The organism is Kurthia sp. YJT4 (assembly GCF_030219945.1).
Classification (GTDB): domain Bacteria; phylum Bacillota; class Bacilli; order Bacillales_A; family Planococcaceae; genus Kurthia; species Kurthia gibsonii.
Window position 1 is genome coordinate 843,724 of the sequence record NZ_CP126689.1, and the last position, 23,181, is coordinate 866,904.

Sequence of the window (23,181 nt, forward strand, 5' to 3'; positions counted from 1 at the left end):
ATAATAGAGAAAAGGAGGTGGAATCATGGCAACTTCAAGAAAAACAACAAAAAAACCAACTACGATAAAAAGGCAAACTACGCGAAAGAAAGCGGCACCTACTAAACGAAAAGTGACGGCAAAGAAGAAGGTACTTTCGCCTTTAATATATGAAATTATAGGACTCGCCATTATTGCGATTGCAATTGTTTCTTTTTTTAGATTAGGAATTGTCGGTGATAGTCTACAAGCGGTCATGAAATTTTTATTTGGTAATTGGTATGTGGTGGTTCCGTTTCTAATGACGGGATATGCTGTATATATGATGATTATTCGCGCATTACCAGAATTTAAAAATCGTTTTGTATGGGGATTTTCCATTTTATTAGCAAGTGCAACATTATTTAGTCAAATTGCTTTATTTAAAGAGAGTATGTCTGAAAAACAATCTGTACTAGTTCAAACATGGCGTGTATTAGTAAGTGAGAGAGGTGTACTTGAACTAGATGCATCGCTTGGTGGTGGCATGGTAGGTGGTTTATTATTTGCATTTTGCCATGTTTTATTTGATACAACGGGTGCTACCATTATGGCGTGGTTACTCGGTGTTGTCGCATTTATTCTGATTACAGGACGTGCATTAGTACCCTATCTTATGCAGCAATGGCCTATTTGGAAAGAGTCTATTGTAAGTCGTCGCAAAGAAGTAAGAGAAGCAAGAAAATATCGACGTGCTGTCAAAAAACAATTACAAGATCAAAAAGTAGAAAAAGAAACAAAAACTACAATCATTCCAATGCCTGAAAGAGAGCAAGAGCAAGCTGTAGAAGAAGTAGTAGAAGAACAACCACCTTTACCGAAAAAAGAACCGAAAATCTCTGCTTTTACGCAGCGCGTAGAGGAGACTCTTATGGAAGAACCAACAGCTGAGCAATTAGTAGAAGAAGAATTAACAGATGGTGTGGTGCTACAAGAAGAGGGAGAGCTTGAAAATAAACAATATAAATTACCTCAAATGACACTACTAAAAATGCCGAAACCAACGGATCAAAGTGGCGAATTCTCTGTTATTCAAGAAAATGCGATGAAGCTAGAGCAAACATTCCAGTCTTTTGGTGTGAAAGCAACTGTAACAGAAGTACATCTCGGTCCTGCTGTAACAGAATATGAAGTATTACCAGATCGCGGTGTAAAAGTCAGTAAGATTGTTAATTTACAAGATGATTTGGCTTTAGCACTTGCCGCAAAAGATATTCGAATTGAAGCACCGATTCCAGGAAAATCTGCTGTAGGAATTGAAGTGCCGAATAAAGAAGTGGCGATGGTCGGTTTACGCGAAGTATTAGAGGCAAAAGAAAACAATCAACCAGATGCCAAATTATTGATTGGTTTAGGACGTGATATTTCAGGTGAAGCGAAACTTGCGCAACTCAATAAGATGCCCCATTTACTTGTAGCAGGGTCTACAGGTAGTGGTAAATCGGTTTGTATTAATGGGATTATTGTTAGTATTCTAATGCGTGCAAAACCACATGAGGTTAAATTAATGATGATTGATCCAAAAATGGTGGAACTGAATGTGTATAATGGTATTCCTCATTTACTTGCCCCTGTTGTAACAGATGCACGAAAAGCTTCACAAGCATTAAAAAAAGTTGTGTCAGAAATGGAACGTAGGTATGATTTGTTCTCACATACGGGTACAAGGAATATAGAAGGGTATAATAATCATGTGGATCGATTTAATGCAGAAAATGATGAAAAGCATCCACACCTACCTTTCATTGTTGTTATTGTAGATGAATTGGCAGATTTGATGATGGTGGCTTCCAATGATGTTGAAGATTCTATTACACGTTTAGCACAGATGGCACGTGCAGCAGGAATTCATTTAATCATTGCGACACAAAGACCTTCTGTAGATGTCATCACAGGTGTTATTAAAGCCAATATTCCATCGCGAATCGCTTTCGCTGTATCTTCAGCGATTGATTCGAGAACGATTTTAGATATGGGGGGTGCTGAGCGCTTACTTGGACGAGGAGATATGTTGTTTTTACCGGCAGGTGAATCGAAGCCTGTACGTGTACAAGGTGCTTTCGTATCGGATGAAGAAGTAGAAGAAATCGTGAATTATGTAATCGGTCAACAAAAGGCACAGTATCAAGAAGAGATGATTCCAAGTGAGGAAGAGGAAGCAACGGATCACGAAGATTTAGATGAGCTTTATTTACAAGCGGTGGACTTAGTTATTGAACAAGATACAGCAAGCGTCTCATTCCTACAACGTAAATTAAAAGTAGGTTATGCACGTGCAGCACGTATCATGGATCAAATGGAAGAGCGAGGCATCGTTGGACCAGCTGAAAAAAGTAAGCCGAGACAAGTATTGCAAAATCGATATTAATACAGATATTTGTATGTAATATGCGAGATGTATGGTTAAGGAAAATAAAAAATCAAAAAATCGAGTAAGTATTTTCGAGCATAAACGGAACTTTAAGCAAGGAAACGCGTAGTGAGAGTGAGTAGTATAGATGTATAAAAAGTGAATTATAAATAACTAAAAATATACATCTGTGACAAATAAATAGTAAAACCATGACAGTTTTAAGAAAAAAACGACTGTTTTAACACAGATTTTTTTGAAATCTATTTATTTCATGTTTTAAAAATGGTATAGTAATGTCTGATTAGCAGGAATGTTTTACGTCTGATGTCTGATGTCTAATTGGTGGTGATTTGAATGTCTATAAAATCAGATCATCGTCATTTGTATCTACAGGTGATTGATCACTTGAAGGCTGATATAGAAAATGGAGTTTTTAAAGAGAATGAAAAACTACCATCTGAATTTGAGCTTTCAAAATCACTTGGAGTCAGTCGTGCAACACTCCGTGAAGCACTGAGACTGTTGGAAGAGGAAAATATCATTGTTCGTCGACACGGAGTTGGTACGTTCGTCAATCCTAAGCCAGTATTCACTTCCGGCATTGAACAACTTAGAAGTATTTCATCCATGATTCAAGATGCAGGAATGGAACCAGGGACCATTTATTTGAATTCAACAAAGACCCTTTCGAATGAAGAAGATATTAAACGCTTTCAATGCGATGAAGGTGATTATGTATTAACGATTAAACGTGTTCGTACTGCAAATGACGAGCCAGTCGTTTACTGTGTAGATCAAGTACCTAGTCAACATATGCCTAGGGATTTTGAGAACCGACATGATTCTTCCATTTTTTCAGCTTTAGAAGAAACAGGGGAAATTCATGTAGCCTATGCGGTAACATATATTAACCCAGTCGGAGCACATCCAGAAGTATCTGCAATACTCAAGAGTGGACAAGACGTTCCACTGCTCTTATTAACACAGCTCCATTACGATGATAACGATCGTGTGGTACTGTATTCTAAAAACTACTTTAGAGCTGATAAATTCAGTTTCCACGTAGTTCGAAAACGCGTTTAACATCAACTATTCGTTCCTGCTATCGAAAATACAACTAATTACTTTTTGGGAGGACACCAAAATGAAAAAGCGTAACTTAGGTTTAGCATTAACAGCTGTTTTAGCTTCAAGTACTTTATTAGCTGCTTGTGGTTCAGATGATGCAAAAAAAGGCGATACAAAAAAAGAGGACAAAGACAACTTCACAGTTGCTATGGTAACTGATACAGGCGGTATTGACGATAAGTCATTCAACCAATCTACTTGGGATGGTATCCAAGAGTACGGTAAAGAAAACGGCCTAACAAAAGGTGACGGTGGAATTGACTACCTACAATCGAACCAAGATTCAGAATTTACTACAAATCTTCAAAAATTAGTTCGTCGTGACTTCGACTTAATTTTCGCTGTAGGTTATAAACTACACGATTCAGTATCACAAGTTGCAAAACAACAAAAAGATTCTAAATTTGCAATCATTGATGAAGTTGTTGAAGGTCAAGATAACGTAGCATCAATTATGTTTAAAGCAAACGAAGCTTCATTCTTAGCAGGTGTTGCAGCAGCATTACAAACAAAAACAGATAAAGTTGGATTCATTGGCGGTATTAAGAGTGAAGTAATCGACGGTTTCCAAGCTGGTTTTGAAGCTGGTGTTAAAGCAGCTAACCCGAAAGTAAAAGTTGACGTTCAATACGCTGGTTCATTCGGTGATGCAGCAAAAGGTCAAACAATTGCAAAACGTATGTATGATTCAGGTGCAGATATTATCTTCCACGCAGCTGGTGGTACAGGTACAGGTCTATTCACTGAAGCAAAAGAACGTAAGAAAAAAGATCCTAATGCAGACGTATGGGCAATCGGTGTAGACCGTGACCAATACGACGAAGGTAAAGTTGGCGACAAAAACATCGTATTAACTTCAGTGTTAAAACGTGTTGATATCGCTGCAAAAGACGTTTCTAACTTAGGTAAAGACGGTAAATTCCCTGGCGGTAAAACAATCACTTACGGTCTAAAAGACGATGGTGTTGGTTTAGCTGATTCTCACGGTGCAATCACTGCAGAAACACAAAAGAAAATTGACGAATATAAAGAAAAAATCATCAAAGGCGAAATCACAGTTCCTGAAAAACCAGGTAAATAATTTTGCATTACTGCATCATGGAGGAATACTCCTCCATGATGTTTTTAACATTAAAATTAATAGAGGGAAAAATATACTTTTCTGTATTTTTCGTTGTGTTAATTTTTTAACCTTTGTTAACTTATTTATTACTATATAGAGCCTGAAGGAGTGAGCACATTGGAATATGTGATTGAGATGCTGGGAATTCGCAAGCAGTTTGGGGATTTCGTTGCAAATGATGATATCACCCTTCAACTGCAAAAAGGTGAGATCCATGCCTTACTTGGTGAGAATGGAGCAGGTAAATCAACTTTGATGAACGTACTTTTTGGTTTATACCAACCAGAAGCGGGCCAAATCAAAGTAAACGGTAAAGAAGTTCAAATTACCGACCCGAATAAAGCTAATGAACTTGGCATCGGGATGGTTCACCAACACTTTATGTTAGTTGAAAATTTTACGGTGACGGAAAACATCATTTTAGGTAGTGAACCTACGAAGATGGGGTTAATCAATATTCGCAAAGCTGCGAAAAAAGTAAAAGCCCTATCGGAGCAATATGGATTGAATGTTGATCCATACGCAAAAATTGAAGATATTTCGGTTGGTATGCAACAACGTGTTGAGATTTTAAAAACGTTGTATCGTGGCGCTGAGATGTTAATCTTTGATGAACCAACCGCTTCTCTTACACCACAAGAGATTGAAGAGTTGATTCAAATCATGAAGCGTTTAATCGCTGAAGGTAAGTCAATTATCTTAATCACACATAAATTAAAAGAAATCATGGAAGTATCAGATCGCGTAACGATTATTCGTAAAGGTAAGGGGATTGGAACAGTAACAACTGCTGAGACGAACCCAGACCAATTAGCTGAGATGATGGTTGGACGACAAGTTGTTTTCAAAACTGAAAAAACACCTGCACATCCAAAAGAAGTGATTTTACAAGTGGAAAATTTAACTGTAACTGATAACCGTAATATTGAGCGCGTTAAAAACTTAAACTTATCCGTTCGAGCTGGGGAAATTGTGGGGATTGCCGGAATTGATGGAAATGGTCAATCTGAGCTAATCGAATCAATTACCGGTCTTCGCAAGGTATCAAGTGGTAAAGTTACCTTAAAAGGAAAAGATTTAACGAATTTAAAACCGCGTAAAATTACTGAAACGGGTGTTGGACATATTCCACAAGATCGTCATAAACATGGTCTTGTACTTGATTATCCAATTAGCTATAACATTGCATTACAAACATACTATCAAAAGCCAATTTCGAAAGCCGGCATTATTGATTACAAAGAAGTAAACAAGTTAGCAAAAGCAATTATCGAAGAATATGATGTGCGTACACCAAGTCCTTCAACAGAAGCACGTGCGTTATCTGGTGGTAACCAACAAAAAGCAATTATTGGTCGTGAAGTAAATCGTGACCCAGAATTATTAATTGCGGCACTACCAACGCGTGGTCTAGATGTAGGTGCGATTGAATTTATTCACAGACGTTTAATTGAACAACGTGATAAAGGAAAAGCAGTATTACTTATTTCATTTGAATTAGATGAGGTTATGAACGTATCGGATAGCATTGCAGTTATTCATGATGGTTCAATCATCGATACAGTAAAACCACAAGAAACAACAGAACAAAAGCTTGGTTTATTAATGGCTGGTCAGTCACTACATGCTGAGCAAGATAAGGTAGGTGACGAATAATGTCTAGTCGTTTTACTGCGATTATGATTCCAATTATCTCGATTATTTTAGGTTTAATCGTTGGGGCAATCGTTATGGCTTCTACAGGCTTTAACCCAGTCGACGGTTATCTAGCATTATGGGAAGGTATTTTTGGTGACACATATAACATGGGTGAAACTGTTCGTACAATCATCCCATATGTATTTGCCGGTTTAGCGGTTGCATTTGCATTCCGTACAGGTATGTTCAACATCGGTGTTGAAGGTCAATTAATCATGGGTTGGTTAGCAGCAGCATACGTAGGGTATGCATTCAACTTACCAACAGGTTTACATGCAGTTGTGGCTATCTTAGCAGCAGCAGTAGCAGGTGGTTTATGGGCATTCATTCCAGGTCTATTAAAAGCAAAGTTACAAGTGCATGAAGTAATCGTAACAATTATGATGAACTACATCGCACTTCATGTAGTCAATGCGGCGATTAGTGCAATGTCAAATGGTGGCGAAAAGACGCCAGATATTCATGATTCAGCTCGTATTTCTTCTGAATTTTTATCAAGTATTACACAATATTCACGTTTACACTGGGGCTTCATTGTCGCAATTTTAGCCGTTATTATTATGTGGTTCATTCTAGAAAAAACAAAGACAGGTTACGAATTAAAAGCAGTTGGATTCAACAAGAATGCTTCTGAATATGCAGGTATGAATGTAAGTCGTAATATCATCATGGCAATGGTTATCTCAGGTGCCTTTGCTGGTTTAGGTGGTGCGATGGAAGCGCTAGGTACATTCGGAAATATCTCACGTATGACAGCCTTCACAGGAATTGGATTTGACGGGATCGCGGTTGCATTATTAGGTGCAAACCAACCATTCGGTGTATTGCTTGGCGCAATCTTATTCGGTGGTTTGAAAAATGGTGGTACAAACATGCCAAGTGCAGCAGGTATCCCAGACGAAATCGTAACAATTGTTATTGCATTAATTATTTTCTTCGTAGCTTCAGGCTACATCATCCAATTAGCTTTATCTAAAATTGCAAAAAATAAAGCTGCTAAGAAGACTGTAAAGGAGGAGAAATAATATGAGCTTTTTAGATGTGTTGGAGTTCATTATTCCTTCTGCGATTCTATATGCTTCTCCATTAATTATCACAGCAATCGGTGGCGTATTCACTGAGCGTTCTGGTGTTGTAAATATCGGTCTTGAAGGTATTATGGTAATCGGAGCATTTATCAGTATTGTGTTCAACTTAAGTTTTGCAGATCAACTAGGTACGTGGACCCCGTGGGTAGGTCTACTTGTAGCAATGGTTGTTGGTTTACTTTTCTCATTAATTTTAGCAGTCGCAGCTGTATCACTTCGAGCTGACCAGACCGTATCTGGGGTAGCGCTGAATATGCTAGCTTTAGCAGTTGCAGTGTTTTCAACAAAATTAATTTATGAAAAAGGTCAAACGGATTCGATTAGTCAACGTTTTTCGCGTTTTGATATTCCAGTATTAAGCGATATCCCTGTTTTAGGGAAGATGTTCTTTACAGACGTATATGGTACATCGATTTTAGCAATCGTCGTAGCGATTCTAGCATGGTTTGTTCTATTTAAAACACCATTTGGTTTACGTATTCGTTCTGTAGGTGAACATCCAATGGCAGCAGATACAATGGGTGTTAAAGTAACACGTATTCGTTACTATGCGGTTATGATTTCAGGCGCATTAGGTGGTATTGGCGGTGCGATTTATGCACAAGCAATCACTGGTAACTTTGCAGCTAACACTATTAGTGGTCAAGGTTTCATCGCGATTGCAGCGATGATCTTTGGTAAGTGGCATCCACTAGGTGCATTAGGAGCAGCTCTATTCTTCGGTTTAGCGCAATCACTAAGTATTGTTGGAACGTCGATTCCATATGTAAGAGATGTACCAGAAGTAGTATTATTCATCCTTCCATACGTATTAACAATCTTAGCTTTAGCTGGATTCGTTGGAAAAGCGACAGCACCAAAAGCATCAGGTAAGCCTTACATTAAAGGTAAAAGATAATAGTTGAATGACTAATTATTCTATGAAGCGTAACGATTCAAGACGAGTCGTTACGCTTTATTTTATTTTAAAATAAAAAACATCCATAATATTTTCCTATTTAATATGAAAGGCTTACAATAAACATTATATAACTATATTTTTAAATACAATTAGTTGCCAAATAGGGAATTAGACAGGTATGATGAAAATAGCGCTTTATTTACGACAGGAGGGTTTTTATGTTTAACACAACCGAAATTGCTAAAGGTGTTAACGTTTTTACGAGAAAGACAGACCAATTTAAAACGGTGAATTTTTCAATTAAATTTAAAAAAGAATTATCAACAAAAGATACAGCCGTACGAACGGTTTTAACAAATGTTTTACAACATAGTAATGCGGTATATCAAACTGCTGCATCACTTCGTATGTATTTAGATGATTTATATGGAACGGTCATGTATTTAGATACAACGAAAAAAGGTAACGAACAAATTGTTTTATTGAATGTAGAAACTGTAAACGATCACTATTTAAAAAGTGGTGACGTATTAAATAAAGTACTCGATTTAGTGCATACAGTATTGTTTAAACCAAACTTTACAAACGATTTATTCCAATCGAGTATTGTAGAGCGTGAAAAGGCGATGGTTATTGATCGTATTCAATCTATTTTCGATGAAAAATCACGCTATGCACAAACGCAATTACAAAAAATCTTCCGTCCAAATCACCCAGCTTCTATTTCAGTAAACGGAACAGTCGCGGATGTAGAGGCGATTACACCTCAAACTTTGAAAGATGCGTATGAAGCGATGCTTCAATATGATGATGTGGATATTTTCGTTGTAGGTGATATCAATGAAGAACAGATGGTGGCGTCATTAAAAGAAGCGTTACCTCTTGCTGACCGCCCAAACCCATATGAAAAGGTAACATTCAAAGATACAGAGCCACTAACAGATTATAAAAAAGAACAGGTAGAAATGCGTCAGGCGAAACTTCATATTGGCTATAAAGCACCTGTACGTTTTGACAATCCGAAATTCTTTACAATGCAAATTTTTAACGGTATTTTCGGTGGCTATCCACATTCAAAGTTATTTATGAATGTACGTGAAAAAGAAAGCCTAGCATACTACTGTGGAAGTTCGTATGTGTCACAGTATGGTGTATTATATGTGACGTCAGGAATTGAAGCAGAGAATGAGGAAAAGGCAGTTCGTTTAATTGATGAGCAATTACAAGCGATTCAACAAGGGGATATTTCAGATATGGAATTGAATCAAACGAAAGCCATGTTAAAAAACCAATTAAAAGAGGCTTTGGATTCTGCACGTGGACAGATTGAAGTATTTGATCAATATCGTGAGTTACCAATTCCATTTACTGTAGAGGCATTAAGTGAGCAGTGGGATGCTGTTACAAAAGAAGATGTACAAGAAATAGCAAAACAAGTTGAAAAACAAACGGTATTCTTCTTAACAGGAATGGAGGAAGCATAGATGGAAAAAGTACAATTTGAACAATTAGGTGAAGAACTTTATTATGAAAAGCTAGACAATGGCTTAGACGTATACATTTTACCGAAAAAAGGCTTCTCGAAGACCTTTGTAACCTTTACAACGAAGTATGGTTCAGTTGACCGTACCTTTGTGCCACTAGGCGAAACAGAGCCTGTAACTGTACCAGATGGCATTGCGCATTTTTTAGAGCATAAAATGTTCGAAAAAGAAGATGGCGATGTATTTCAAAAGTTCTCGCAATATGGAGCATCAGCAAATGCTTTTACATCATTTACGCGTACAGCGTATTTATTCTCAGCAACGAATCATATTTACGAAAGTACAACTACTTTATTAGACTTTGTTCAGCAACCATACTTTACAGAGCAAACAGTCAATAAGGAAAAAGGGATTATTGGTCAGGAAATTACAATGTATGACGACCAACCAGACTGGCGTGCATACTTCGGTTCGATTGAAAATCTATACAAAAATCATCCTGTGAAAATTGATATCGCTGGTACGATTGAAACAATTGATGAGATTACAGCAGAACATTTATATACGTGCTACAACACATTCTATCATCCTTCAAATATGCTGTTATTCGTCATTGGCTCAGTAGAACCTGAAAAAATGATGGCGCATATTCGTGAGAACCAAGCACAAAAAACATTTGCAGAGGCGACACCGATTCAACGCATCGAAGTCGATGAGCCATTGGAAGTGAACTGTGTAGCGAATGAGTTACGTATGGATATTCAAAAACCAAAAGCATATGTATCGTTCAAAGCGCGTGAAACACATTTACAAGGGCGCGAAATGTTAAAACAAGAGTTAGCCATTCAATTAGCTTTAGACCTCATGTACGGACGTTCATCAGCGTTTTATGAAGAAATGTATGAAAAAGGATGGATTGATGAATCCTATTCATATGATTTCTCTTTAGAAAAAGGGTTTGGCTTTGCAATGGTTGGGTCAGATACGAATCATCCAGTTGAATTAGAGAATGCCATTAAAACAGTTATGAATGAATCTGAAGTGGCACTACCGTTCGATGCAGAAAAGTTAGAACGTGTAAAACGACGCAAGATCGGTTTCTTCTTACGTGCGATGAATTCAATTGAGTTTATTGCGAATCAATTCACACGTTATAAATTTAATGATATGAATTTATTCGATGCAGTTCCAGTCATTGAAGAATTAACGATGGCAGATGTCGAACAAGCAATGAAATCCATTCAAGGCATTACACAACAGTCGACATTTACAGTAAAACCATTGAAAGAAGCGAAATAAAAGAATGAAGAAGTTTAGTTTAATACTTGGGGCTTCAGGTGCAATTGGTTCAGCGATTGCACAAAAACTAGCCGCAGATGGTTGGTCGCTCTATTTACAATATAATTCGCAAGTAGAACCAGTTAAAGTATTGCTAGAAGAATTAGAAATGATGTATCCACAACAAGAATTTTTAATTATACAAGCTAATTTACTAGAAGAAGGTGCAGCAGAACGGATTACACAATCTGTTTTTTCGCTGCAATCCATTGTCGTAGCAAGTGGCCAATCTCTTTATAAATTAGTAGAAGATACAACACCAGAAGATATGCAAGCACTTTGGCGTGTACATGTTCAAACACCAATTGAATTAATTACAAAATTAGGGTATAAGTTAAGACAACATGAAACATCCTACGTTACGATGATTGGTTCAATTTGGGGCGAAGCGGGTGGTGCTGGTGAAGTACTTTACTCTACAGTAAAAGGTGCCGTTCACGCATTTGTGAAAGCTTATGCGCAAGAAGTAGCGTATAACGGAATTCATGTAAATGCTGTAGCACCTGGACTTATTGATACGAAGATGAATGGACATTTGTCGCATGAAGAACTAGCGAGTGTATTAGCAGAGATTCCGATGGAACGTGCTGGAAAGCCAGAAGAAGTAGCCGATTTAGTTCAGTTTTTACAATCAGGAAAAGCAGATTATATGACGGGACAAGTATTACGTTTGAATGGTGGCTGGTATATTTAATATTTCCTGGGGAATGATTTTTTGTTTTTTTACGATAATAAATAAGTCATTTGTTTATTTTTCAAAATAAAGGATAAAAAAACAGTGAATTCATTGTACACATTCCCCATTTCCCCTTTAAATGTAAGCGAAAATCAGCTATCATGGAACATAGAAATGTTTTATTCGTTGTATAAGAGAAGGGATCGTTGTATGTGAAAGAATGGTATTTTGAATACGAAATTCAAGTCAATCGTCCAGGGTTATTAGGAGATATTTCTTCATTGTTAGGTATGCTGCGAGTAAATATTGTTACAATCAATGGTGTAGACCAAGTACGTCGAGGCATGTTACTACGTGCAGAAAAAGAAGAACAAATCGAACGTTTTATGAATATCGTTTCCATTATGGAGATGATTAAGGTAACAAAGTTTAGACCACCAACAACACGTGATCGTTTAGCGATTCGTCATGGGCGTTATATTCAACGAGAAGCAGACGAAAAGAAAACGTTTCGCTTTGTACGCGATGAACTAGGTATTTTAGTGGACTTCATGGCTGAGATTTTTAAAAAAGAAGGACATAAATTAATTGGTATTCGTGGTATGCCGCGTGTCGGTAAAACGGAATCAATTGTAGCTGCAAGTGTTTGTGCGAACAAAAAGTGGTTATTTGTATCTTCAACAATGATTAAACAAACAGCTCGTAATCGATTACATGGAGATGAGTACGGCGATCAAAATATTTTTGTGTTAGATGGTGCTGTAACACGTCGCTCAAACGACGAACGTCATCATCAGCTTGTACGAGAAATCATGAAGTTACCGACAATTAAAGTCGTGGAGCATCCGGACATCTTCGTACAACATTCGGAATACACAATTGATGATTTCGATTATATGATTGAATTAAGACATCATCCAGATGAAGAAATCACATATGAATTATTGGAACGTGAAAATAGTTTTCAAGATTCAGACGGTTTTGGCGGTTTTGGAGGATTTAATTTTTAAGAGATAGGTAGGTGTGTAAAATTGACTGAATTAGGTGCGCGCTTGAAAGAAGCGAGAATAGCTAAAGGTTATAGTCTGGATGATTTACAAGAAAAAACAAAGATTCAAAAAAGATATCTTTCTGCAATTGAAGAAGGTAATTACGGCGTGATGCCAGGTACGTTCTATGTAAGAGCGTTCATTAAACAATATGCAGAAGCAGTCGATTTAGATGCAACGGAACTTTTGGAAACGTATAAAACGGAGCTCCCTACTAACAAGACTGCAGAAACACTAGGTTCAGGTGTATCAATACAAAAAGGGGACCAAGTGTCTGGAAATAAACGTCGCTCGAATGTTGCACGTTCTTCAGGTCCAAATAAGAAATTTGGAGATGTAATGCCCAAATTTGTTGTTGCTCTATTTATCGTTGTGATTATTGCTGGTTTTGCATTCTTAATGTTAAAACAACCGAGTAATACCGTCGAAGAGCCAAAAGAGACACCAAAAACACAAGAAAATACAAATGTAGATACAAGTAAAAATAATGCAACAGATGCTACAGACAAAAAAGAAGAAACTAAAAAAGAAGAAACTAAAAAAGAAGATCAACCAAAACAGAAATTATCAGATGGTGAAGTAAGTGCTGATAATATTACAACAACATATACTTTATCAGGTACGAAGAAGTTTAGTATTCGCGTGGACGTAACAGGTGAAAACTGGGTGGGCATTACAGATGAAAATGGAACAACACTTGGAGAATCTGGTATGTTCGCAGCAGGCGACCAAATTAAAGAGAATGCAAAAGGTAAGAAAAGTGTTCGTATTCGACTTGGAGCAGCTGCAAATGGTAAAGTATTTGTAAATGGTGAAGAAGTGAAGTTTGTTACATCACCATCGGAACAACCGACACAAAATATTGTAATCAAATTGGCTGAAGAAGAGTAACAGCGAATAACAGGAGCCTAGTATGATAGAACTATGCTCCTGTTGTTGTGCTTATAAAAACGAACGTCAGCGTTAAGAAGGGTGAAAAATATGAACATTCCTAATAGAATTACACTATCCCGCATCGCCTTAATACCTGTATTTGTCATCTTAATGGTCGTGAATTTTGGGTGGGGGAATATGACACTATTAGGTGCTACATTACCAGTAGAACATTTTGTAGGTGCAATGATTTTCATTGTGGCTTCATTAACAGACTGGATTGATGGTCACTATGCACGCAAACATAATTTAGTTACAAATATGGGTAAGTTTTTAGACCCATTGGCTGATAAGCTACTTGTATCAGCAGCTTTTATTTTACTTGTAGAGTTAGACAAGGCACCAGCATGGATTATTATTATCATTATTAGTCGTGAATTTGCAGTAACAGGTTTACGTTTAATTTGTGCAGAACAAGGTGAAGTTGTGGCAGCCAACCAATTGGGCAAAATCAAAACGTGGGCACAGATTTTAGCGATTGTATTATTATTGCTAAATAATATGATCTTTGACATGTGGCATATACCAGCTGATATCATCATGTTATGGGTAGCTCTTGTATTTACTGTTTGGTCAGGAATCGAGTATTTCTGGTTGAATCGTCGTGTGCTATTAGAATCAAAATAAATTATGTATGACTCATTTTGTGACGAATTTTCACAACCTTTTAAAAGGCGCTTTTGCGAATGAGTCTTTTTTTGTCGATTAACTATGGAAATGGGAGTGTATGAAATGAATGCAGAAATTATTGCAGTAGGGTCAGAATTATTATTAGGACAAATTGTAAATACGAATGCTCGTTTTATCTCGAGTCAATTATCAGAGTTAGGCATTAATGTGTTTTATCATACTGTTGTAGGTGATAACCCAAAACGTTTAGAAGAAGTAATTGAACATGCTGAAAAACGCGCAGATTTAATTGTTTTTTCAGGAGGACTTGGGCCAACGAAAGATGATTTAACAAAAGAAACGATTGCAAAACATTTAGGCGTACCACTTGAACAAAATGATGATGCGATGGAATACATTACGACTTTCTTCGAAAAGCGTAATCGCAAAATGACAGAGAACAATCGTAAGCAAGCTCTTGTATTAAAGGGTTGTGAAGTACTGCGAAATGAAAATGGTATGGCTCCGGGGATGCTTTTTGAAAATGATACACATACGTACATTTTATTACCAGGACCACCAAAAGAGATGCAACCAATGTTTCAATTTGAAGCGAAACCAAAGTTAGCAAAACGTGTATCTGATGGTGGGTTAATCGTGTCACATGTACTGCGTTTTTACGGCATTGGCGAAGCGGAGTTAGAAGATCGCGTACAGCATTTATTAGATGCACAAACAAATCCAACAATTGCCCCATTAGCAGGTGATGGGGAAGTAACACTTCGTATTACAGCAAAAGCAGATACAGAAGAAGAAGCTTGGGGACTGATTACACCAACACGTCAAGAAATTTTAGATTTAGTAGGCGAGTATTTATATGGTGTAAATGATGACTCGCTTTCTTCTAAATTGGCAGACATGTTAATCGAAAATAAGATTACGATTTCTGCTGCTGAGAGCTTAACAGCTGGTTTATTCCAATCAGAACTAGCTGCTAACCCAGGAATTAGTGAAGTCTTATATGGTGGTATGGTCACATATAATGAAGATGTGAAAGTGAATCAACTAGGCGTATCGCGTGAGTTAATCGATAAATACTCTGTTGTCAGTGCGGAATGTGCAGCAGAAATGGCTGTTCGTATTAAAGAGAAGTTTGGAACGGATTTAGGGGTTGGTTTAACAGGCGCAGCTGGTCCAGCAGAACATGGTGGGCGTGCAGTTGGCACAGTATGGATTGGGATTGCGTATGGTCAAGATGAGCCACTTACGTATCAATTGAATTTACAAGGTATGCGTAATACGAATCGAATTCGCGCCGTTAAAACGGCAATTCACCATATTATTCAATTATTAAGTTCAAAAGGCTACCGTAAAATCTAATAATAAAAATGAGAATGTATATGTTTTTTGAAAATATATATTAAAAATAGCTTAAAATAAAAAAACGAATAAATGTTCCCTTTTTACTTGAGCTTTTCTCAAAAATAAAGTATAGTTATGATATAAAAAGAGAACGTACTTTCTGGAGGAGGAAATGATTTGAACGAACGTAAAGCGGCATTAGATAATGCTTTAAAGCAAATCGAAAAACAATTTGGTAAAGGATCTGTTATGAAGTTAGGTGAACAGGCAGACCGCAAAATCCAAACATCACCAAGTGGCTCTTTAGCACTTGATACAGCACTTGGGGTAGGTGGCTATCCTAAAGGACGTGTAGTAGAGATTTATGGGCCTGAGAGTTCAGGTAAAACAACAGTAACACTACATGCAATTGCTGAAATTCAAAAAGCAGGCGGTCAAGCAGCTTTCATTGATGCAGAGCATGCGCTAGATCCTGTATATGCACAAAAATTAGGCGTTAATATTGATGAATTATTACTTTCACAACCTGATACAGGTGAACAAGCACTTGAAATTACAGAAGCGCTTGTACGTAGTGGCGCAATTGACATTATTGTTATTGACTCTGTAGCAGCACTTGTACCAAAAGCTGAAATTGAAGGCGAGATGGGTGACTCACACATGGGTCTACAAGCGCGTTTAATGTCTCAAGCTTTACGTAAATTATCAGGTATTATTAATAAATCAAACTGTATCGCAATCTTCATTAACCAAGTACGTGAAAAAATTGGTGTTATGTTCGGTAACCCTGAAACAACAACAGGTGGACGTGCATTAAAATTCTATTCTTCTGTACGTTTAGAAGTTCGTCGTGCTGAATCAATTAAGCAAGGTAATGATATCGTTGGTAACCGTACAAAAATTAAAGTTGTTAAAAACAAAGTAGCTCCACCATTTAAAACAGCTGAAGTAGATATTATGTACGGTGAAGGGATTTCAAAAGAAGGCGAAATCATTGATATTGGTGTTGAAAAAGAGATTGTTCAAAAATCAGGTTCTTGGTATGCATATGGCGATGAGCGTTTAGGTCAAGGTCGTGAAAATGCAAAAGAATTCTTAAAAGAAAATCCAGAAGTTCAAGCTGAAATCGCACAAAAAATCCGCGAAAAATCAGGTATTGCAACAACTGAGTTCGTAGCAGCTCCTGAAGAAGATGAAGTAATGGATGAAGAGTTAACGTTATTATTAGACGAAGAAAAATAATAATTAGATTGTATGAAAAGAATTGTGTCATTATGGCACAATTCTTTTTTGTATTTAATTTATGTGAAAAGAAAATAAATACGAATAAACGGATAATTGTACATACCTTAAAAAAACTTTGATGTTAAAAAATGTATGTGAATAAGTAGCTAAATATCTCTATAAAAGTCTTATAAAGCGAGAGATGAAAGGGGTTAGAAGCCAGTGAATAAAAGGCTTACAATAACTGTGAAACCTTGACATCGTTACATGACATCTATACAATTAAGGATGTATTCTTTTAAATTTCTAAAATCGAAATGAAATAGGCAGTATATTGTCAAAACAATTCACAGCCGACTAAAAATCACAAACATTAGAGCTAGAGGAGGTGTTCGAATGAGTAGTTACATCATCCCCGCTTTGATTGGTCTGATCGTCGGTGCCGTTGTTAGCTATGTCATAATTAAACGAGTGAATGATTCAAAAGTGACTGGTGCAAAAAGCTCCGCAGAACTAATCGTTGAAGAAGCGAAACGAGAAGCGGAAGCCTTGAAAAAGGAAGCTATCCTAGAAGCAAAAGATGAAACTCACGTACTTCGAACTGAAGCAGAGAATGACATTCGTGATCGTCGTTCTGAACTTCAGAAACAAGAGAACCGTTTATTACAAAAAGAAGAAAATCTAGATCGTAAAGATGACGCTCTTAATAAAAGGGAAGCTGGTTTAGAACGCAAAGAAAGCGGTCTAGCTGATCGACAACAGCATATTGAACAGATGGAAAGCAAAGTGGATGAACTTCTACAAAAGCAGGAGTCAGAGTTAGAGCGAATTTCGGCATTAACACGTGATGAAGCACGTACGATCATCTTAAAAGAAGTAGAAGATGAACTGACAACAGATGTTGCAGTGATGACGAAAGAAGCAGAACTTCGTGCAAAAGAAGAATCGAACAAAAGAGCACGTGAAATTTTATCACTTGCGGTACAACGCTTTGCTGCAGATCATGTCGCAGAAACGACAGTATCTGTTGTAAACTTACCAAATGATGAAATGAAGGGCCGTATTATTGGTCGTGAAGGTCGAAATATTCGAACACTCGAAACATTAACAGGTATTGATTTAATTATTGATGATACACCTGAAGCGGTTATTTTATCAGGCTTCGATCCAATTCGTCGTGAAACAGCACGTTTAGCACTTGAAAAATTAGTACAAGACGGTCGTATTCACCCAGCACGAATTGAAGAAATGGTCGAAAAATCACGTCGTGAAGTAGATGAACAAATTCGCGAAACAGGCGAACAAACAACATTTGAATTAGGTATTCATAATTTACATCCAGATTTAATGAAAATTTTAGGACGTATGAAATATCGTACAAGTTACGGTCAAAATGTGTTGAAACACTCAATTGAGGTAGCACATTTAGCAGGCTTGCTTGCAGCTGAACTTGGTGAAGATGTGACGCTTGCGAAGCGTGCAGGTTTATTACATGATATCGGTAAAGCAATTGACCACGAAGTAGAAGGTAGTCACGTTGAGATTGGCGTAGAGCTTGCGACAAAATATAAAGAACATCCTGTTGTCATTAACAGTATTGCTTCTCACCACGGTGATACAGAAGCAACATCAGTTATTGCGGTATTAGTAGCAGCAGCAGATGCTCTATCAGCAGCTCGCCCAGGTGCTCGTAGTGAAACACTTGAAAACTATATTCGTCGTTTAGAGAAGTTAGAAGAAATCTCAGAGTCTTATGAAGGCGTTGAAAAATCATTTGCGATTCAAGCAGGTCGTGAAGTACGTATTATCGTTCGTCCGGATGCAGTAGATGATTTAACAGCCCATCGTTTAGCGAGAGATATTCGTAAGCGTATTGAAGAAGAACTGGATTATCCAGGGCATATTAAAGTAACGGTAATCCGTGAAACACGTGCAGTAGAATACGCAAAATAACTATAAAATAAGAGGAGAGGGTATTTCTTAAAGTGATTACTTCTAAGAAACCCTCTTTTTTTCATAGAAAAGGGAGTTCAAATGAAAGTATTATTTATTGGTGACATTGTAGGCGATTTAGGAATTGATGCGGTTGAAAAGTATTTACCGCGTTTAAAGAAGAAATATCAAATTGATGTAGTTATTGCAAATGGTGAAAATGCAGCGAAGGGTCGCGGTATTACAAAGCGTATTTATCAAGACTTATTAATGATGGGTGTTGATGTAATTACAATGGGGAATCATACATGGGATCAGCGCGAGATCTATGATTTCATCGATGATACGGATTATTTAATTCGTCCAGCTAATTTCTCAAAGGAAGCACCAGGTAAAGGAATGACAACGATTACGAAAAATGGACAGGCAATCTCTGTAATCAATTTACATGGTCGTGTATTCTTACCGGCACATGATGAACCATTTGCGATGGCGGAAGAATTAATTGCAGAAGCGAAGAAACAGTCACCGATTGTTTTCGTTGATTTCCATGCAGAAACAACATCTGAAAAAATTGCACTCGGTTGGCACTTAGCAGGACAAGCGTCTGTTGTTGTCGGTACACATACACATGTACAAACAGCTGACGAACGTATTTTACCAGGTGGCACAGCATATATTTCAGATGTAGGTATGACAGGGCCGTATGATGAAGTGCTAGGTATGAAAAAAGAAAGTGTCATCTATCGTTTTAAAACGAATATGCCCGTACGCTTTGAAGTACCAGAAAGAGGCGCGGAAGTACTCAGTGCATTCTTTGTAGAGATTGATGATAAGAATGGTCAAGCAACGCACTGTGAGCGTATTTTAATTAATAAGGATCATCCATTTAAAGGTTAATGAAATAAAATCATTATAAAGCGAACGTTTTATTTTTTTAAAAATAGAATGTTCGCTTTTATGTTTCTTTTATTGGTTTAAAAGGCGTATAAAAATACGATTTCAGCAGAAAAGACCGAAATGTTTTGAATTCTGTCAATTTTTATTCCGTCAAAGGTCTGAAATTCCTAAAAAAGTATGATTAACAATAGTGAAACGATAGCCTTCATGATAAACTGATGAAGTAGAAATGAATTTAAAAAATAACCTGTTTTAAGGAGATGTTTATATATGTTACATCAGCTTTCATGGAAAGTCGGTGGGCAACAAGGGGAAGGTATTGAAAGTACCGGCGAAATGTTCTCTACTGCCATGAACCGTCTAGGATACCACTTATACGGATACCGTCACTTTTCTTCACGTATTAAAGGTGGTCACACAAACAATAAAATCAATGTTCGTACAACAGCCGTTCATACAATTCCAGATGATTTGAATATTTTAGTTGCATTCGATCAAGAAACAATCGACGTCAACTATAAGGAATTAGATGAAACAGGTGTTATTTTAGCGGACGCAAAATTCAAGCCAGTGAATCCAGAAGATTCAAAAGCAACATTATATATTGTACCGTTCACAGAGACAGCAAAAGAACTAGGTACAACATTAATGAAAAACATGGTAGCGATCGGTGCAACTGCGGCATTAATGAACTTAAAGGATGAAGTATTCCAAAGTGTTGTAAGTGAAATCTTCGGACGTAAAGGTGAAGAAGTTGTCGCGAAAAACATGGAAGCAATCGCACAGGGACATCAAATTATGCACGACTTACTTGTGGAAGCAGGTTTAGAAGAAGGTCAATTTGAATTAGCACCTGGTGATGGAAAACATCGTATGTTTATGATTGGGAATGAAGCATTAGCGATGGGGGCGCTTGCAGCAGGCGTTCGACTAATGGCAGCATATCCAATTACACCAGCAACAGAAATTATGGAATATCTAACGAAGAAGTTACCAAAATTCGGTGGCGCTGTTATTCAAACAGAAGATGAGATTGCAGCAGCAACAATGGCAATCGGCGCAAACTACGGTGGTATTCGTGCATTCACAGCATCAGCTGGCCCTGGTCTTTCATTAATGGTGGAAGCACTTGGTCTTGCAGGTATGACAGAAACACCGCTTGTTGTAGTAGACACACAACGTGGTGGTCCATCAACAGGTTTACCAACAAAACAAGAACAATCGGACTTAATGGCGATGTTATATGGTACGCATGGTGAAATTCCAAAAGTAGTCATCGCACCATCAACAGGTGAAGAAGCTTTCTATGATATGATCCAAGCATTCAATATCGCAGAAGAGTTACAATTACCTGTTATCGTCTTATCAGACTTACAATTATCACTTGGTAAACAAACAGTTGAACCATTTGACTTTAATAAAATTGAAATTAAGCGTGGTAAACTAAACTTAGGTGAGTTACCAGAAGCAGAAGATAAAGCATACTTTAAACGCTATGAAGTAACAGAAGACGGCGTATCACCTCGTGTTGTACCAGGGCAAAAACATGGTATTCACCACGTAACGGGTGTAGAACATAGTGAGATTGGTACACCATCTGAATCAGCATCAAATCGTCAAGCACAAATGGATAAACGTATGCGCAAATTAGAGCATGTACACTTTGATACACCTGTATTTACAGATGCACCGCATGACGAAGCAGATGTATTAATCATCGGTTTCGGTTCAACAAAAGGTGCAATCGAAGAAGTGCGTCCATTATTAGACGAAGCAGGAATTAAAGCGAATCATGCACATATTCGTCTGATTCATCCGTTCCCAACAGAAGAATTACAACCACTTGTTGACGGTGCGAAAAAAGTAATCGTTGTAGAAAATAATGCAACAGGTCAATTAGCAAGTATCTTAAAAATGAACATGGGTGCACATCATAAAGTAGTCAACTTAGTGAAATATGATGGTACACCATTCTTACCACTAGAGCTTTTAAATCGCGTAAAGGAGTTGCTAAAATAAATGGGAACATTTAAAGATTTTCGTAATACAATCAAACCAAACTGGTGCCCAGGATGTGGCGATTTCTCTGTACAAGCAGCGATTCAACGTGCCGCAGCAAACCGCGGTATTGAACCACATGAATTAGCAGTGGTTTCAGGTATTGGCTGTTCAGGTCGTTTATCAGGTTATATTAATGCATACGGTTTACATGGTATTCATGGTCGTGCATTACCAATTGCACAAGGTTTAAAAATGGCAAATCGTGATTTAAATGTTATCGCAACAGGCGGTGACGGTGACGGTTTCGCAATTGGTATGGGACATACTGTACACTCAATTCGTCGTAATATCGATGTCACATATGTTGTTATGGATAACCAAATCTATGGTTTAACAAAAGGGCAAACGTCACCACGTTCAGCTGCTGGTTTTGTCACAAAATCAACACCAGGTGGCGCAATTGAACCATCATTAAAACCATTAGAAGTAGCTTTATCTTCAGGTGCAACATTTGTCGCACAAAGCTTCTCTACAGATTTAAAAGAATTAACAGCGATTATTGAAGCAGGTATGGCACATAAAGGTTTTGCGTTCATCAACGTATTCAGCCCATGTGTAACATATAATAAAGTAAACACATATGACTGGTTCAAAGAGAACTTAACGAAGTTAGCTGATATCGAAGGCTATGACCCTTCAGACCGTCAAATGGCGATGAAAACAGTTATGGAGCATGAAAGCCTTGTAACAGGAATCATCTACCAAGATACAGAAACAACTTCTTATCAAGACAAAGTAATCGGCTATGATGAAGCACCACTTCACGAAGCAGATATTAACTTAAAAGAAACAGACTTAGACAGCTTAATGAAGGAATTCATGTAAGTAAAAGATATAGGGAGCATCACATGCCTAATGCGTGTGATGCTTTTTTGTCTAAAAATGGAACTTTCATACAATCACTCCGTATAACTAAAGATAAAAGGAGTGATCGAATCAATGAACAGATGGTTAATCGAAACGTATTATAAACTGTACACAAAACTGCATTTATTAGGTATGGCAGTATTAGTTGAAGTCTTTTTAGCATTAGATGTATCACTATTTTTAGCTTTTCCTCAGTTACTCATTATGTTCGCTATGATTGCTTTATATCGGAAATTTAGTGAAGCTATGCTAGAAAAAGCATATGAATGGGCGGGGAAATACCGTCCACTCTTTTACATCATGTTGTTTCTGATTGCTTCCAACTACGCATTCTATACAGGAATCAATCTCGACATATTTTAATGGATGAAATCAGTGAGTATTCGTGTGATTTTTGGTATGATAGATTAGATATGTTCAAATTGAAAGAACATCTA

19 protein-coding genes are annotated in these 23,181 nt (G+C 37.3%); all 19 read left to right on the top strand.

From position 1 onward, the window contains the following. The first annotated feature begins 25 nt into the window (after positions 1 to 25). A complete protein-coding gene (locus QN089_RS04035; protein ID WP_285216013.1) occupies positions 26 to 2,386 on the top strand; it encodes a DNA translocase FtsK in 2,361 nt (786 codons plus the stop codon). Between the two features lie 339 nt (positions 2,387 to 2,725). After that, entirely contained in the window at positions 2,726 to 3,454 is a 729-nt protein-coding gene (locus tag QN089_RS04040; protein ID WP_068454714.1) for a GntR family transcriptional regulator, read from the top strand. A gap of 61 nt (positions 3,455 to 3,515) precedes the next feature. Then, positions 3,516 to 4,580, top strand: a complete 1,065-nt coding sequence (locus tag QN089_RS04045) for a BMP family lipoprotein (RefSeq protein ID WP_068454711.1) — start codon at positions 3,516 to 3,518, stop codon at positions 4,578 to 4,580. Between the two features lie 159 nt (positions 4,581 to 4,739). After that, positions 4,740 to 6,278 (top strand): ABC transporter ATP-binding protein, encoded by a 1,539-nt coding sequence (locus tag QN089_RS04050; protein ID WP_285216014.1) that lies wholly within the window; start codon positions 4,740 to 4,742, stop codon positions 6,276 to 6,278. Beyond that, on the top strand, positions 6,278 to 7,345 hold the full coding sequence (locus QN089_RS04055) for an ABC transporter permease (RefSeq protein ID WP_068454704.1): 1,068 nt from the start codon (positions 6,278 to 6,280) through the stop codon (positions 7,343 to 7,345). The genes QN089_RS04050 and QN089_RS04055 overlap by 1 nt, the downstream gene beginning before the upstream one ends. 1 nt (position 7,346) lies before the next feature. After that, positions 7,347 to 8,306: an ABC transporter permease gene (locus QN089_RS04060; RefSeq protein WP_068454702.1), complete on the top strand. Its 960-nt coding sequence runs from the start codon at positions 7,347 to 7,349 to the stop codon at positions 8,304 to 8,306. Positions 8,307 to 8,527: 221 nt separating this feature from the next. Further along, positions 8,528 to 9,793 carry an EF-P 5-aminopentanol modification-associated protein YfmF gene (gene yfmF / locus QN089_RS04065; protein WP_285216015.1) on the top strand — a complete coding sequence of 422 codons (1,266 nt, stop codon included), beginning with the start codon at positions 8,528 to 8,530 and terminating at the stop codon, positions 9,791 to 9,793. Further along, positions 9,794 to 11,092 (top strand): EF-P 5-aminopentanol modification-associated protein YfmH, encoded by a 1,299-nt coding sequence (gene yfmH / locus QN089_RS04070; protein WP_285216016.1) that lies wholly within the window; start codon positions 9,794 to 9,796, stop codon positions 11,090 to 11,092. A gap of 4 nt (positions 11,093 to 11,096) precedes the next feature. Then, positions 11,097 to 11,825 carry an elongation factor P 5-aminopentanone reductase gene (gene ymfI, locus QN089_RS04075; RefSeq protein ID WP_285216017.1) on the top strand — a complete coding sequence of 243 codons (729 nt, stop codon included), beginning with the start codon at positions 11,097 to 11,099 and terminating at the stop codon, positions 11,823 to 11,825. Between the two features lie 194 nt (positions 11,826 to 12,019). Next, positions 12,020 to 12,817 carry a DUF3388 domain-containing protein gene (locus QN089_RS04080; protein WP_068457490.1) on the top strand — a complete coding sequence of 266 codons (798 nt, stop codon included), beginning with the start codon at positions 12,020 to 12,022 and terminating at the stop codon, positions 12,815 to 12,817. 21 nt (positions 12,818 to 12,838) lie between these two features. Beyond that, the gene (locus QN089_RS04085) at positions 12,839 to 13,747 is read left to right on the top strand and encodes a helix-turn-helix domain-containing protein (protein WP_285216018.1); all 909 of its coding nucleotides are present in this window, start codon (positions 12,839 to 12,841) and stop codon (positions 13,745 to 13,747) included. A gap of 90 nt (positions 13,748 to 13,837) precedes the next feature. After that, on the top strand, positions 13,838 to 14,416 hold the full coding sequence (gene pgsA / locus QN089_RS04090) for a CDP-diacylglycerol--glycerol-3-phosphate 3-phosphatidyltransferase (protein ID WP_068454685.1): 579 nt from the start codon (positions 13,838 to 13,840) through the stop codon (positions 14,414 to 14,416). Positions 14,417 to 14,521: 105 nt separating this feature from the next. Beyond that, positions 14,522 to 15,778: a competence/damage-inducible protein A gene (locus QN089_RS04095; RefSeq protein WP_068454681.1), complete on the top strand. Its 1,257-nt coding sequence runs from the start codon at positions 14,522 to 14,524 to the stop codon at positions 15,776 to 15,778. 159 nt (positions 15,779 to 15,937) lie between these two features. Beyond that, on the top strand, positions 15,938 to 17,002 hold the full coding sequence (gene recA, locus QN089_RS04100; RefSeq protein ID WP_068454680.1) for a recombinase RecA: 1,065 nt from the start codon (positions 15,938 to 15,940) through the stop codon (positions 17,000 to 17,002). A 378-nt stretch (positions 17,003 to 17,380) separates the two neighbouring features. Beyond that, on the top strand, positions 17,381 to 18,937 hold the full coding sequence (gene rny / locus QN089_RS04105) for a ribonuclease Y (RefSeq protein WP_068454677.1): 1,557 nt from the start codon (positions 17,381 to 17,383) through the stop codon (positions 18,935 to 18,937). 81 nt (positions 18,938 to 19,018) lie between these two features. Further along, positions 19,019 to 19,816, top strand: coding sequence for a TIGR00282 family metallophosphoesterase (locus QN089_RS04110; protein ID WP_068454674.1), 798 nt, complete (start codon positions 19,019 to 19,021; stop codon positions 19,814 to 19,816). 270 nt (positions 19,817 to 20,086) lie between these two features. After that, a complete protein-coding gene (locus QN089_RS04115) occupies positions 20,087 to 21,835 on the top strand; it encodes a 2-oxoacid:acceptor oxidoreductase subunit alpha (protein WP_285216019.1) in 1,749 nt (582 codons plus the stop codon). Then, positions 21,836 to 22,702, top strand: a complete 867-nt coding sequence (locus tag QN089_RS04120) for a 2-oxoacid:ferredoxin oxidoreductase subunit beta (protein ID WP_087680145.1) — start codon at positions 21,836 to 21,838, stop codon at positions 22,700 to 22,702. Between the two features lie 114 nt (positions 22,703 to 22,816). Continuing rightward, positions 22,817 to 23,107: a hypothetical protein gene (locus QN089_RS04125; RefSeq protein ID WP_121176230.1), complete on the top strand. Its 291-nt coding sequence runs from the start codon at positions 22,817 to 22,819 to the stop codon at positions 23,105 to 23,107. Positions 23,108 to 23,181: the final 74 nt, after the last annotated feature.